Annotated in this window: 11 protein-coding genes; 2 read left to right on the forward strand and 9 right to left on the reverse strand. The window is 32.0% G+C overall.

Features of this window, described 5'->3' with window-relative positions:
* Positions 1-42 precede the first annotated feature (42 nt).
* The 5 genes from ACLII3_RS11270 to ACLII3_RS11290 form a co-directional block, all read right to left on the reverse strand.
* Positions 43-1,314 (reverse strand): adenylosuccinate synthase, encoded by a 1,272-nt coding sequence (locus tag ACLII3_RS11270; RefSeq protein ID WP_412984335.1) that lies wholly within the window; start codon positions 1,312-1,314, stop codon positions 43-45.
* A gap of 12 nt (positions 1,315-1,326) precedes the next feature.
* The gene (locus ACLII3_RS11275) at positions 1,327-1,785 is read right to left on the reverse strand and encodes a Fur family transcriptional regulator (protein ID WP_412984336.1); all 459 of its coding nucleotides are present in this window, start codon (positions 1,783-1,785) and stop codon (positions 1,327-1,329) included.
* A gap of 27 nt (positions 1,786-1,812) precedes the next feature.
* Positions 1,813-4,029 (reverse strand): RelA/SpoT family protein, encoded by a 2,217-nt coding sequence (locus tag ACLII3_RS11280; protein WP_412984337.1) that lies wholly within the window; start codon positions 4,027-4,029, stop codon positions 1,813-1,815.
* A gap of 72 nt (positions 4,030-4,101) precedes the next feature.
* The gene (locus ACLII3_RS11285) at positions 4,102-5,334 is read right to left on the reverse strand and encodes a M48 family metallopeptidase (protein WP_412984338.1); all 1,233 of its coding nucleotides are present in this window, start codon (positions 5,332-5,334) and stop codon (positions 4,102-4,104) included.
* Positions 5,334-6,131 carry a TrmH family RNA methyltransferase gene (locus ACLII3_RS11290; RefSeq protein ID WP_412984339.1) on the reverse strand — a complete coding sequence of 266 codons (798 nt, stop codon included), beginning with the start codon at positions 6,129-6,131 and terminating at the stop codon, positions 5,334-5,336. Before ACLII3_RS11290 ends, ACLII3_RS11285 begins: the two co-directional genes overlap by 1 nt.
* 77 nt (positions 6,132-6,208) lie before the next feature.
* Between ACLII3_RS11290 and ACLII3_RS11295 the strand changes: the two genes are divergently transcribed.
* Positions 6,209-6,997, forward strand: a complete 789-nt coding sequence (locus tag ACLII3_RS11295) for a hypothetical protein (RefSeq protein ID WP_412984340.1) — start codon at positions 6,209-6,211, stop codon at positions 6,995-6,997.
* Positions 6,998-7,030: 33 nt separating this feature from the next.
* Here the strand turns inward: ACLII3_RS11295 and ACLII3_RS11300 are convergent, their stop codons facing one another.
* From ACLII3_RS11300 to ACLII3_RS11310, 3 genes are all read right to left on the reverse strand, one after another.
* Positions 7,031-8,335, reverse strand: coding sequence for an amidohydrolase family protein (locus ACLII3_RS11300; RefSeq protein ID WP_412984341.1), 1,305 nt, complete (start codon positions 8,333-8,335; stop codon positions 7,031-7,033).
* 12 nt (positions 8,336-8,347) lie between these two features.
* Positions 8,348-11,305 carry an amidohydrolase family protein gene (locus tag ACLII3_RS11305; protein WP_412984342.1) on the reverse strand — a complete coding sequence of 986 codons (2,958 nt, stop codon included), beginning with the start codon at positions 11,303-11,305 and terminating at the stop codon, positions 8,348-8,350.
* 88 nt (positions 11,306-11,393) lie between these two features.
* Positions 11,394-12,458, reverse strand: coding sequence for a DUF3810 domain-containing protein (locus tag ACLII3_RS11310; protein WP_412984343.1), 1,065 nt, complete (start codon positions 12,456-12,458; stop codon positions 11,394-11,396).
* Between the two features lie 74 nt (positions 12,459-12,532).
* Here ACLII3_RS11310 and ACLII3_RS11315 point away from each other — a divergent pair, with 74 nt between their 5' ends.
* Positions 12,533-13,993, forward strand: a complete 1,461-nt coding sequence (locus tag ACLII3_RS11315) for an aminoacyl-histidine dipeptidase (RefSeq protein WP_412984344.1) — start codon at positions 12,533-12,535, stop codon at positions 13,991-13,993.
* A 72-nt stretch (positions 13,994-14,065) separates the two neighbouring features.
* Here ACLII3_RS11315 and ACLII3_RS11320 read toward each other — a convergent pair whose 3' ends face one another.
* Entirely contained in the window at positions 14,066-15,238 is a 1,173-nt protein-coding gene (locus ACLII3_RS11320; protein ID WP_412984345.1) for a peptidylprolyl isomerase, read from the reverse strand.
* Positions 15,239-15,270: the final 32 nt, after the last annotated feature.

A 15,270-nucleotide genomic window follows, 5' to 3' on the forward strand; every position in this document is an offset into this window, starting at 1 on the left:
CAAACTTTTGGTAAGGCAGATTTGTAATAAAGTATATTGTTTTTATCTAAAAATAGTTTGCTTACGGTCTGGACCTACAGATACTATTTTGATTGGTGTTTCTAATTCTTTTTCTAAGAAATCAATATAATCATTAAGCTCTTTAGGCATTTGCGAAGCATCTTCCATTTGCGTTAAGTCTTCTTTCCAACCTTTAACTTCGGTATAAATAGGTGTTACATTTTCTGCTTCTATATTATAAGGTAAATGCTCTATAACCTCTCCTTTGTATTTGTATGCTGTACACACTTTTAACGATTTAAATCCAGAAAGTACATCGGCTTTCATCATCATTAATTGCGTAACACCATTTACTTGACAAGCGTATTTTAAAGCCACTAAATCTAACCAACCACATCTACGACGACGACCAGTTGTTGCTCCAAATTCATGTCCAACACGTCCCATTGTTTCACCATCTTCATCAAATAGTTCAGTTGGGAAAGGACCAGAACCTACTCTTGTAGTATAGGCTTTAAAAATACCAAATACCTCTCCGATTTTATTAGGAGCGACTCCTAAACCAGTACAAGCACCAGCAGCAGTTGTGTTAGATGATGTTACAAATGGATATGTTCCAAAATCTATATCTAAAAGTGAACCTTGAGCACCTTCAGCTAAGATTGATTTTCCATTTTTCATTGCTTGGAACATATATTCTTCAGAATCGATGAATTGTAATTCTTTTAAAGTTTTTACAGCTTCAAAGAACTCAACTTCTAATTCGTCTAAATTATACTGTATGTCTACATTGTAGAAATCTATCATAGCTTCATGCTTATCTGCAAGAGAACGATACTTTTCTTTCCAATTGTCTAATTCTAAATCTCCAACTCTAATTCCGTTTCTACCAGTCTTATCCATATAAGTTGGTCCAATACCTTTTAGAGTTGATCCAATTTTAGCTTTTCCTTTAGCAGTTTCACTAGCAGCATCTAATAACCTATGAGTTGGTAATATTAAATGTGCTTTTCTTGAAATAGTTAGATTGCTTTTGTAATCTACATTTTGTTCGTCAAGTTTTTCAAGCTCTTTCTTGAAAATTACAGGGTCAATTACTACACCATTTCCAACAAGATTTGTAGCGTCATCATGAAAAATTCCTGAAGGAATTGTGTGTAATACATGCTTCATTCCGTTGAATACAAGTGTGTGTCCTGCATTTGGTCCACCTTGAAATCGTGCAATAATATTGTAGTTAGAGGTAAGAACGTCTACAATTTTCCCTTTGCCTTCGTCTCCCCATTGTAATCCAAGTAGTAAATCTACTGCCATTATGTAATTTAGTTAGTTGTTTTTGTCTTGTTTTTTTGTTCCGTAAAAGTAGAGTGAATGGTTATGAATATTTATATCAAAAACTTCTTCGATTGTTTTTTTGATACTTTGAATTCTAGGGTCACAAAATTCAATTACTTCACCTGTATCTGTTAAAATAACATGATCGTGCTGCTTGTCGAAATAAGATTTTTCGTAATGCGCTTGACTTTGCCCAAACTGATGCTTTCTTACTAATGAGCATTCTAAAAGTAACTCAATCGTATTATAAAGTGTAGCACGAGATACACGATAGTTTTTGTTTTTCATATTGATATAAAGAGATTCTATATCAAAATGTTCTTCACTATCGTAGATTTCTTGAAGAATAGCGTAACGCTCTGGTGTTTTACGATGACCATTTTCTTCTAGAAACTTTGTAAAGACATTTTTTACAATGTCTTGGTTTTTATTTTCGGTGTTAGTACTCATAAAATCAATGCAAATTTAAACTAATTTTTAAACTCTAGATACTTTTTCTATACCATTTATTTTTTTGATTCTGTCCATTAGTTTTTTAACAAGATTATTGTTTTTTACAACTACTGTTATTTTACCTGAAAACACTCCACTATCAGTATCGAAACTTAAATTTTTAATATTAACGTGCATGTTTTCAGAGATAACTTTTGTAACATCGTTAACAAGTCCTATGTTGTCAATTCCAGTCATTTTGATAACAGCAGTAAATTCTTGTTGGGATGAATCTATCCATTTTGCTTGAATAATTCTATATGCATAATTAGATTGTAGACTCAATGCATTAGGACAGTTTTTTTTATGAATTTTAATACCTTCATTAATAGTTAAGAAGCCAAAAACTTTATCTCCAGGAATTGGATTACAACAGTTAGATAATTTGTAGTTTAGTTTTTCCTCTTCTTTACCAAAAACCAACATATCATACTTAGAAGTAATTTCATCTTTATCTATTTCTTCTTTTGGAATACTTGGTTTTCGAGTAATTCTATTTTTGAAGAAACTTACAAGAGCATTACTTCTAGATGCTGCATATTCTTTAAGCATGGTGTTGTCAATAGATCCAACACCTATTCTATAAAATAAATCTAAACTTGTTTTTAGTTTAAAATGGTTAACAAGTTCGTTTATAGAGTTTTCATTTAAGTTTATTTTTAGTTGCTTAAGTTTTCGACGTAAAACTTCTTTCCCTTCTTCGGCAATTTGTTTCTTTTCTTCTCTTAATGAAGATTTTATTTTGCTTTTTGCTCTAGCAGTGGTTGCATAGTCTAACCAGTTTGAGTTAGGCTTAGCACTTTCAGAAGTTAAAATATCTACTTGGTCACCACTTTGTAATTCATGACTTAAAGGAACCAGTTTTCCATTTACTTTAGCACCTCTAGTTTTCATGCCAACTTCTGTATGAATACTAAAAGCAAAATCAAGAGGTGTTGCACCTTTAGGTAAAGATTTTAAATCTCCTTTAGGTGTAAAAACAAAAATTTCTTTGGAATATAAGTTGAGTTTAAATTGCTCTACAAAATCAACAGCATTTGCTTCAGGGTTTTCTAGAGCTTCTTGTAGTTTGCTTATCCAAGAATCGAGGTTGTCATCTTTGGTTTCTTTTCCTTGCTTGTATTTATAGTGAGCAGCATATCCTTTTTCAGCAATTTCGTTCATACGTTCACTACGAATTTGCACTTCTACCCAACGTCCCTTAGGACCCATTACAGTAATATGTAGGGCTTCATAACCTGTGGACTTAGGAGATGATATCCAATCTCGTAATCGAATTGGGTTAGGTCTAAAATGGTCGGTAACAATTGAATAAATTTTCCAAGCTATGAATTTCTCATTCTCAAAGTCCGATTTATAAATAATTCTAACTGCAAACTTATCGTAAACCTCATCAAAAGATACACCTTGTTTAACCATTTTTCTTCTAATAGAGAAAATGGATTTTGGACGACCTTTAATGTCATAGTTTAAGCCTTCTTTATTTAATGAAGATTTTAAAACATCGCTTATTTCTTTTATATATGCGTCTTGTTCTTCTTTGCTATCTTGTATTTTACTTAAGATGTCGTTGTATACATCTGGTTCGGTATACTTTAATCCTAAATCTTCAAGTTCGGTTTTAATATTGTAAAGCCCAATTCTATGCGCTAAAGGTGCATATATATATAAGGTTTCTGATGCTATTTTCACCTGTTTATCAGGTCGCATAGAACCCATTGTTTGCATATTATGTAGTCTATCGGCAATCTTAATAATGATTACACGAACATCATCATTTAATGTAAGGAGCATTTTTCTAAAATTCTCTGCTTGTAAGGAAACGTTAGTGTCCTTTTTTAGAGAGGAGATTTTAGTAAGCCCATCTACAATTCTAGCTACGGTTTCTCCAAAAAGTTGTTGTATATCATCAATTGTATAGCGAGGACAGTCTTCGACTACATCATGAAGTAATGCAGCAGCAATGGAGGTAGCATCTAGTCCAATTTCGGCTGCTACAATTTTGGCAACAGCAATTGGGTGAAATATATATGCTTCACCAGATTTTCTGCGTTGATCTTTATGTGCATCAACAGCAACATCAAAAGCTTTTCTTATTAGTTTTTTATCTTCTTTAGATAAAGTGCGATAACTAATTTTTAAAAGTTCTTTGTACTCTTTTGCAATGGCTGCATTTTCTTTTTCTATCTCTACATCTGTCATAAATTAAAAATAACAAAAGTATATTAATGAGCAATGCGTTTTGCTATTTAATTTATAAGTAATAAGTAGGGCTTATTTTCTTAAGTTTTTAATACGTTCAAGTAGTGTAGGGTGTGAATAATGTACAAATACATACGCTGGATGAGGTGTTAAATTACTTAGACTATTTTTAGATAGTTTTTTTAATGAAGATATTAATGGTTCACCAGCATAAGTTGTTTTTGCATAATCATCGGCTTGGTATTCAAATTTTCGAGAGATGTAATTCATTATTAAACCTGTAGTTTCACTAATAGGGCTGTAAAGTAATCCAAAAGCAACTAAACCAATATGGAAACTCGGAGTTTCTACAGCAAGCGCTTCTGAAAGCATTGGGTTAGAAATTAGTAATGATAATATAAAAAGCGTTAATCCTGTAAGTAGGATGGAACTAGTTAAATTAAATATGATGTGATTTTTTTTATAATGACCAACTTCATGAGCAAGTACAGCTACTATTTCTTCTTCTTCTAAATCATTAATTAAGGTGTCGTATAAAGTAATACGTTTTTCTCTGCCAAAGCCTGAAAAATATGCATTTGCTTTAGTACTTCTTTTAGAACCATCTATAACAAATATGTTGCTTAAGTTAAAACCAACAGAGCTTGCATATTGAGATATCTTATCTCTAAGTTCACCTTCTTCTAAAGGTGTTTGTTTGTTGAATAAAGGTACTATTAAACGTGCGTAAAACATATTCATGAAAATAGAGAATACGGTTACTAAAGCCCACGTGTATAACCAAAATTTACTTTGAGTAGCTTCGTAAAACCATACTATAAGTGCTAATAAACCACCTCCAATAATTATCATCATTAACCAACCTTTTAATTTATCCAGAATAAACGTTGATTTAGTGGTTTTGTTAAATCCAAACTTTTCTTCGATTACAAAGGTTTTGTAGTATGAAAATGGTAAAGTTATAATATCACTCGCAAACATGATGATACCAAAAAAGATAAGTGCAACAATTATAGAGTTGTCGCTAAATGTTCTTGCAAAATCATCTACATATTTAAAGCCATCAAGTCCAAAAAATAGCAAGGTCACTATTAAAGAAAATAAAGAAGTGATATTAGAGAATTTTTGATTTAAAGCTTTGTACGATTGTGATTTTTTATAAGCTTCATCATCATATAAATCTTGTAGTTCAATAGGAAGTTTATCATTAAAGTGTTTAGCGTTTAATAGGTCTAAAGCTTTATCAATGATAAAATTTAAAATGATGATGCTTATTAAAATATAAAATAATATGGTAGGAGTCATTATTTGAAATTACGTTGTCTTTTGGCTTCAAAAGTTAATATACCTGCTGCTACTGAAACATTCATGGAGTCTATTTCTCCTTGCATAGGTATAATGATATTTTGAGTGGAATTATTGGTCCATTCATCACTAAGTCCAGTAGCTTCAGTGCCAACTACAATAGCAGAGGCTTGTGTGAAATCTTGAGTGTGGTAGTCTGTTGATGCTTGTAGTGCAGCACAGAAAATATTTATCTTTTTTTCTTTTAAAAAAGCAATAATATCTGAAGTACTTCCAGAAGCAATTTGATTAGTAAATACACAACCAACACTAGATCTAATGATGTTGGGATTGTACATATCAGTTTTAGGATTTGCTATAAGTACAGCATCCACATTAGCTGCATCAGCAGTACGCAATAGAGCACCAATGTTACCAGGTTTTTCTGGAGCTTCAGCTACTAAAATTAATGGAGTTTTAGTGTTGAAGTTAATATTTTCAATAGCTAAATCTTTAGTTTTTGCAATGGCAACTATACCTTCAGTAGTGTCTCTATAGGCTATTTTTTGATAGACTTCTTTAGAAACTTTTATAGTATCAATTTTATAATGATTTAATGCTCTTGCTTCACTTTCAGAAAATAAATCTGGATAATAAAACAAAGTTTCAATATCATAACTTCCTTTAATTGCTAATGATAATTCGCGTTTGCCTTCAATAACAAACAAACCAGTTTTTTTTCTGGTTCTGGATTTTTCTTTAAGCTGTATTACTTGCTTAATAAAGGGGTTTTGTAAACTGGTAATTTGTTTTGCCATAGTTAAGGCAAAAATAGATAATTAATGTAATTAATTATTTAAGCAATCGACAAAGCTTTCAACTAAAAACCAATAAAATGAAAAAAATAACTGTATTACTATTCTTTTTTGCACTACTTATATCTTGTAAAGAGCAACCCAAAACAAATGAAATTAAAGATGTTTCTGTAGAAGTTTTAGAAAAACAATACCCAGAAAATATTTCTAAAATTTTTGAAGCTCATGGAGGAATTGACCAATGGAATAAAATGAAATCTTTAGAGTTTACGATGCCAAATGATAATGGAGACGAAACTACGTTAACCGATTTAAAATCAAGAAAGTCTTTAATAACAATGCCAAAACATACCATTGGTTTTGACGGAAAAGATGTATGGCTGCAAAACTTAGATACTATTAGTTATAAGGGAAATGCTAAGTTTTATTATAATTTGATGTTTTATTTTTATGCAATGCCTTTTGTGTTAGGAGATGATGGAATTACGTATACTGAAACAGAAGCTTTACAGTTTGAGGGAAAAATGTACCCAGGAATTAAGATAGCTTATAATGCAGGAGTAGGCGAGTCTCCAGATGATGAATATGTTTTGTATTACGATTCTGAGACGAATAAAATGGCTTGGTTAGGTTATACAGTAACCTATTTTTCTAAGGAGAAGAGTAAAAAGTTTAATTATATACGATATACAGATTGGGAACAAACCAAAGGTTTGTTATTGCCAACAAACATTGAATGGTACAACTATGAAAATGGGAAAATTACAACTAAGCGTAGTTCGGTAGTATTTCAAAATAATTCTTTAAGTGAAGAAGAAACGGATGCTAGTGAATTTATGAGGCCAAAAGAGGCAAACATTATAGAATAAAAAAAGCGAGCTTTATAGCTCGCTTTTTTGTCTTTATTCTGATTTGTATTTTTCAGAGTAGCGTTTCCAAAGTTTAGTTTGGTGAGTTTCTAAACTAATTTCTCTACCATTAATAAAAGCGTAAGATAAATTGTTTGTTCGCATATCTAATGCATCTCCTTCACTAATAAATAGAGTAGCATCTTTACCTTCTTCTAAGGTTCCTACATTAGCATCAATTCCTAATATTTTTGCTGTGTTAGAAGTGATTAGTTTTAAAGCATCTTCTTTGTTAATACCATGAGAAACTACTTGTCCAGCATAGAAAGGTAAGTTCCTAGCTTGAAAATTAGAAGTACTTCCACTATGAATTCCAACTAAAATACCTGCATCCATTAAAAGTTTAGGGTTTTTAAATGGCAAGTCGTAATCATGATCGTCAGAACGAGGTAAACTATGTGTATGATTAATTAAAACTGGTACATTGTGTTGTTTTAATAAGTCAGTAACAAGGTGTGCTTCGTAGCCACCAACTATAACTATTTGAGCAATATTATTATGTTTTGCAAAAGTAACGGCATCTGTAATTCCCTTTTGATCGTTTACATGAATATATAGTTTTTGGCTACCATCATATAAACCTTTCATAGCTTCGTAAGGTAAATTGGCTTTAGATTTATTACCTTTTAAATGTGCTTTACTTTCGTTGATGAAATTTTCAATTTCTCCAACTTGTTTTGGGTAGTTCTTATTAGGTTTTAAGCTTGGGTCTTCTCCTAACCACCAACGTCCTCTTGTAAAGCTACTTGGCCAATTTAAGTGTATACCATCATCAGTTTTAATACTTGCATCTTCCCAATTCCAAGCATCTAATTGCATGATTGAAGAAGTTCCTGAAATTCGTCCACCATTTGGAGATACTTGAGCGATAAGTATACCATTTGGACGCATTGATTCTACAACTTTAGATTCTGCATTATAAGCAATAATACTTCTTATGTGTGGAATCATTTCTCCAATTTCATCTTGATCGTTAGATGCTCTAACGGCATTTACTTCTACTAATCCTAAAGAGGTGTTAGCAGCAATAAAACCAGGATATACATGTTTTCCTTGTGCTTGAATTATTTTTCCTTTCATTGCCATTTTAACGACATCTCCATTGTAGCATCCAGTTATTTTTCCATTTTCTAAAACAATAATACTATTGTTTATGACTTCGCCATTGCCAATATGTGCAGTGGCACCAACAATGGTAATTGTTTCAGTTTGCTCACTAGCAGGTGTCTGTTGTGCATTTACAAATGTTAAAGAACAGACAGCTAATAAAATTGTATATATGTATTTGAAATATTTCATAGTTTCTGTTTTTTAAAGTGAATCACAGTGTAAGTGTTGTTTATCTTTTTTCTTTACTGGTTGCGTTTTCATGCCTTTATTTTTAGCTTTTAGCATTTGAGCAATTAATTCACTACGTTCTTTTTTAATAGCTTCACGCATTTCTTTATCTCTATCAATATCAAAGTAAGTAGCTCCTTCTATTATTGTTTTTTCTGCAATGGCATATACAGACATTGGATGGTCACTCCATAAAACAACATCTGCATCTTTACCTACTTTTAGGCTTCCAACACGTTGGTCTAAGTGTAATAATTTTGCAGGATTTAGTGTTACCATTTTCCACGCTTCTTCTTCAGAAGTACCTCCATATTTTACGGCCTTAGCCGCTTCTTGGTTAAGTCTTCTTGACATTTCAGCATCATCACTATTAATAGCAGTTGTTACGCCTACACTTTGTAATATTGATGCATTGTATGGAATAGCATCATTTACTTCGTATTTGTAAGCCCACCAATCACTAAAAGTAGAACCTCCAACACCATGAGCTTTCATTTTATCGGCTACTTTATAACCTTCTAAAATATGTGTAAAGGTGTTGATATTGAAGTTGAATTTTTCGGCAACTTTCATTAACATATTAATTTCGCTTTGTACATAAGAGTGACAGCTAATAAAGCGTTCTTTATTTAAAATTTCAGCTAAAACTTCCATTTCAATATCTTTTCTATAAGGCTTGCCACTTTTCTTTAAAGCATCGTATTCTTTTGCTCTTGTAAAATAGTCAACATATAATTGTTCAACTCCCATTCTAGTTTGAGGAAATCTATTATAGCTTTCCCAATTAGATTGTTTTACATTTTCACCTAAAGCAAATTTTATAAACTTAGGTGAGTTGTTGTAAATTAGATTATCCGCAGATTCTCCCCATTTTAATTTTATAATTGCTGAGCGTCCACCAATAGGATTTGCAGATCCATGTAAAATTTGGATAGAAGTTACACCTCCAGCTAAATTTCTATAGATATCAATATCTTCTGGATCAACTACATCTGTAATACTTACTTCTGCTGATGAGTTTTGTCCGCCTTCATTTATGCTCGAAGCTGCAATATGTGAATGTTCGTCAATAATTCCAGCTGTGATGTGTTTGCCAGTGGCGTCAATGACTTTTGCATTGTTAGACTTTAGATTTACTCCAATCTTCGCAATTTTTCCATCCTTTATTAAAACATCTGTATTTTCTAAAATACCATCTGCTTCATTAGTCCAAACCGTTGCATTTTTAAATAATAATGTTTCTTGTTTAGGTAATTCAGTAAATCCATAAGCGCCATTTGGATAGGTTACAGGAACAGTTTCTTTAGTTGCGTTATTTGGTTTTGCTTTGGCTGAATCATCTTTAGCTTCAGTAACTTCTTTTTGAGCAAAAAATGTACTTTCATTACCATTAGGTAATACCACTTTTCCATTTAAGTTATCATTGCTTGTTATTTTTGATGTAACTCTAACAAACTCTTGTTTTGTAGTATCTTTTGATGTGTAAGTTAAGTATAGCCAATCATCACTATAAGATAGTTTTGAGCTTAATTCAGTGTTTTCTGTAGTTAACTTAGATTTTGGTTTAGTAATACTACCAGATATTTTTAGTTTGTATGCTTCTCCATTTACATTAAAAGTGTAATCGCCTCTAATGTCTTTAGTATTCATGTCTTCTAAAACATTTTTATGACCATTAATCCAGTTCTCATAAACAGTAGTGTTTTTTTTAAAAATCTCACCAGATGTAATTAAAAAGTTAGCATAGCTACCATTTTTTAAAGAACCTATTTTGTTTTCTTGACCTAATATTTGAGCAGGAACTGTAGTTAAAGCTTCTAAAGCTTTTGTTTTATCTAAGCCATATTTTATTGCTTTAATAATATTAGCTTTTAGTTTTTCAGGTGATTTTAACTCATGAGTTGTAAATGCAAATTTTACTCCATTTTCTGCAAGAACTTTTGGATTAGATGGCATTTGGTTCCATTCCCTCATAGCTTCTAACTCCAAAGAGTTTGCTAAAAATGTGTTTTCTACATCATATGCATTTGGGAAATCAAGTGGAATAATATATGTTGCATTAGTCGCTTTGATATCATTTATACGTTCGTATTCATCACCACCACCAACAATAACATACTGAATTCCAAATTCGTCACCAACTTTGTCAGCACGTAAGGCATTTGCTCTACTTCCTGCGTGTACAATTTGTGTAAGGTTTTTATTAGCGTTTAAGGCTTCAATAGAGCGGTCTTTAGTTTTTGAGTTACCTTTTGCATACCAATCAGCATCATAATATAATTGACGTAATAACGCCATTCCTCCCATAATTGAAGAAGGGTAGGATTGTCTAGATTTTACACTTTTTCTAAAAGATAAATATTGAGCAGATCTATCAGATAAAACACGTTCTGCATCGCCTCCTTTAGAAGCTAAAGCTACTAGTATTCCAGTCCCTCTCACAATACCATCTTGCATGTGTGTGTTTACAACACCAAAACCAGCTTTTCTTAAGCTGTTAGCCGCTTTAGCATCAAACTTAAAATGGTCTATAGCATTTTGCTCCGGCATTACGTGGTCGTTCCAGTAAAAACCTTCTCTTGAAGGATTGTACTGAGGTGATCGTCCTCTACTTGCGCGTTGAGGTTTTTCTACTCCAAATCCAGAATATAAATCAATAAACGATGGATAGATACTTTTTCCTGCAACATCAATAATTACAGCATTCGAAGGAATGTTAACAGATGTTCCGGTTGCAATTACTTTTCCGTTTTGAATAAGTAATGTGCCTTGGTCAATAATTTGAGTTGGCGTTACGTAAATCTTAGCATTAGTAAATGCTGTGTAATTTGTGTTTTCTGATTTTACGCCATCATTTTTTGGGAAATACTCTTGCGCATGTATTGAAACAAAGCACAAAAGCATCATTAAAATAAGATACTTTTTAATCATTTCTATTGGTTAGTAAATAGTTAAGTTTTAAATATACAGAATAAGTAAAAGCTACAATAATATTCTATGTTTTTTAACTTTTAGATGTCTATAAATTATCTTCAAAATAGTTCACTAATAGTGCTACTGCATAACTGTAACTCTCAATACCTTTATCTTGGTTATTTGCTTTTAAAAAATTACCGTAAGTTTTTTTGAATAGCGGTTCTAAAGGATTTTGGTAGGACTGCCAAAACTCATACGATTCTTGATAATTACGTTTAATACCTACATTTATTTTTGGAAGTAAGCTTTCATAAGTATTTTGATCTCTTCTATAAATTTCATTTAAGCAATGTCTTAATGCAAAAATATATCCTGAATATTTAAAGTAGATATCTTCATTATGTATAGCAGCCAAACAGCCAATAAAATTAGTTTCATTTTCGGCAGCATATCCAATTTGGTGCGCTTCTTCATGACATGCTGTGGTTGGGAATTTATGTAATGGAATCAAACCATCTACTTGCGCTTCGTTAGTAAACGGATTTAAATAACCACTAAAACCCATATAAGTAAGAGGTAAACTATATATAGATTGCTTTATGCTTTTTGGTGAATAGTTTAACGAAGGAAACTTTTGAGATAACGATTTATATCCATTAGCTGTCATAGCAAATAACTCTTTTTTTGTATAAGGCATTTCAACCTTTATTGTGTCATTATTTGTTATGGATAAATGCACTTTATTTGATTTTTCTATCAATTTTTCGGTAACAAATACTAATTCTTCAGTGGTGTATTTGTTATCTAGTTTTAATGATTGATGGAGTGGTAGTCGATAGTAATTCATTCCCCAAAACAAATGAAAAGCTAAGTAGACTAAAGATAATGTAGAAACAACATCTATGCACCAAGAAATAGTTTCTTTATAAATGCGTTTTCTGTTTAAAAATAACCATCGTATGATATAAATACTCGCAATTGTATATAAAATGTCTCCTATCGAAAAAGGAATCCAACCAAAAGTAAATCGTAAAGCTTTGGATGTAAATTGGTATAGACCTAAACTATAGTATTCCTCAATAAAATCTGGGAAATTAGCTAATGTTTTTACAATTATATATTGTGGAATGATACTTAGGGCTAATATGACTTTTCTTTTCTTTAGCATTAGTCAAAAATAAGCAATTGTTTTATAAAACTTTAGTTGTAATAATTACCTTTGCAAAACTTAATTAAATACACATGAATTCAGATATTAGACAATTAGAACCAAAGCAGTTGTGGAATAAATTTGCTGACCTAAATGCAGTACCTAGACCTTCAAAAAAAGAAGAGCGTGTTATTGCGTTTATGAAAGATTTTGGAGAGTCATTAAACCTAGAGACAATGGTTGATGAAGTAGGGAATGTTATTATTAAAAAGCCTGCAACTCCAGGTATGGAAGATAGAAAAACGGTTGTTATGCAATCGCATCTTGATATGGTACATCAAAAAAATGCTGATACTGATTTTGATTTTGATACTCAAGGTATTGAAATGTATGTTGATGGAGATTGGGTAAAGGCAAAAGGAACAACTTTAGGTGCAGATAATGGATTAGGAGTTGCTACTATTATGGCAATTCTCGAAAGTAACGATATTGAGCATCCAGCAATTGAAGCGTTGTTTACAATTGATGAAGAAACAGGAATGACAGGAGCACAAGGATTAAAAGGAGGATTACTTGAAGGTGAAATTCTATTAAATCTTGATACCGAAGAAGACGACGAAATAGGTGTAGGTTGCGCAGGAGGAATCGATGTTACTGCTACTAGAACCTATAATGAAGAAGATGCAACCGAAATAAAGATAGGTTATACTATTGCTGTTAAAGGTTTACAAGGTGGGCACTCTGGAATGCAAATTCATGAAGGTTTAGGGAATGCTAATAAAATTATGAACCGTTTGTTATTTGATGGTTTTGAGAATTTTGGATTACGCATTTCTGAAATTGATGGAGGAAGTTTACGTAATGCAATTCCAAGAGAAAGTTTTGCAACTATAGCTGTAGATGCAGTACATAAGGAAGCCTTTGAGTTGGAAATAAAATTATTAGCTGATAGTATTAAGAAAGAATACAAAACTATGGAGCCTGATATGGAGGTAATAGTAACTTCTGTAGATGCGCCAGCTAAAGTTATGGATTTAGGTGTACAAGAAGGTTTAACACGTGCTATTTATGCAGCTTGTAATGGTGTATATAGAATGAGTGCAGATATTCCTGATTTGGTAGAAACATCTAATAATATTGCTCGTGTAATTGTAAAGGATGGAAATATTAAGATAGGTTGTTTAACACGTTCTTCTGTAGAATCTTCAAAAATGGATTTAGCTAATATGTTACGTGCTACTTTTGAGCTTACAGGATGTGAAGTAGAATTTTCTGGAAGCTACCCTGGATGGACACCAAATATGGACTCTGCTATATTAAAAGTAATGCGAGCTTTATATGTTGATCTAAATAACGAAGAACCACACGTAGCTGCTTGTCATGCTGGATTAGAATGTGGAATATTAGGAACTAATTATCCTGAAATGGATATGATTAGTTTTGGACCAAATATTAAAGGAGCACACTCTCCAGATGAAAGAGCACAAATATCATCAGCTCAAAAATACTGGAAGTTTGTTTTAGAGATTTTAAAACAAATACCAACTAAGTAATACTAGATTACAATAAACAAAAAAGCCACTCAATTTTGAGTGGCTTTTTTGTTAGTATATGGTTAGAGTTTGTTACTTAACAATTTCTAACATTTCTATAATAAATATTACATCTGCATTTGGAGGAATTTGTCCTCTACCGCGTTCTCCCCAACCTAAATGTGATGGTAAGTATAAGTAAGTTTTGTCGCCAACTTTCATATTAGCAACACCTTCTTTAAACCCAGCAACCATTGGTGCATCTGGACTTACTGCCATAGAAAGCGGATTGTAAAAACCTTGTTGTTCTTTTTGCTCATGGTAAATGCCATACTTTATGTCTAATTCTTTGTCGTTAGATCCAAATAGTTTTCCATCAGTAAAATAACCTGCGTATTTAAGGTTAACTGTTTGCCCTTGTTTTGGTTTAACACCATTACCTTCAGTTATTGTATGCATCTTTAATCCAGAAGGTAAAGCTTTTGCTTTGCTTTTATACTCGTTAAGAGTTGGTAATATTTCTTTAGCAGCTTCTTCCGTTTTTTTCTCAGCTTCTAAACGTGCTTCTTCAGCTTTACGCTTTTTTTCTTCTAATTTTTTTTGAGCCTTTTCTTCTAACAAAGGTAATTCTGTTTCCCAAGTTTTTGCAGCGTCAAATTTTCTAGCATCAAACCCTTGACGAATAATATTTACTTGTTGCATAATTATTGGTTCTACAGGTTTATTACCAGGAGCTACTTCTACATTAGAAATGCTATCTTGAATATCAAGACCTAAAACTAATTCACCAAAAACAGAGTGCTTATTATCTAACCAAGGTGTTTCTTTTTCTGTAATAAAAAATTGACTTCCATTAGAGCTAGGTCCAGAATTAGCCATAGATAAAATACCTGGTTTACTGTGTTTTAAGGTTTCATCAAATTCATCACCAAATTTATAACCTGGACTTCCAGCACCAGTACCTAGTGGGTCTCCTCCTTGAATCATAAATTGATCCATAACACGATGAAAAGTTAATCCATTATAAAACGGTTTTCCTTTCATACTATCTGTTACCATTGGATGTGTGCCTTCTGCTAAAGCAACAAAGTTTGCAACTGTAACTGGTGTTTTATCGTAAGTAAGTTTTGCAACCATTGTACCTTTATTAGTTACAATTTCAGCAAATAGTCCTTCTCCTAAATCTGGATATTTATCTTTACAAGAACTTAAACTTAACAAAAAAGCAAGTGTTAAAAATTTAATTGAGTGTTTTAAAATTTTCATTCGGAATTTTATTATTGTTTGTTGTGCACTAG

Source organism: Pontimicrobium sp. IMCC45349 (assembly GCF_047219225.1).
Taxonomy (GTDB): Bacteria; Bacteroidota; Bacteroidia; order Flavobacteriales; family Flavobacteriaceae; genus IMCC45349.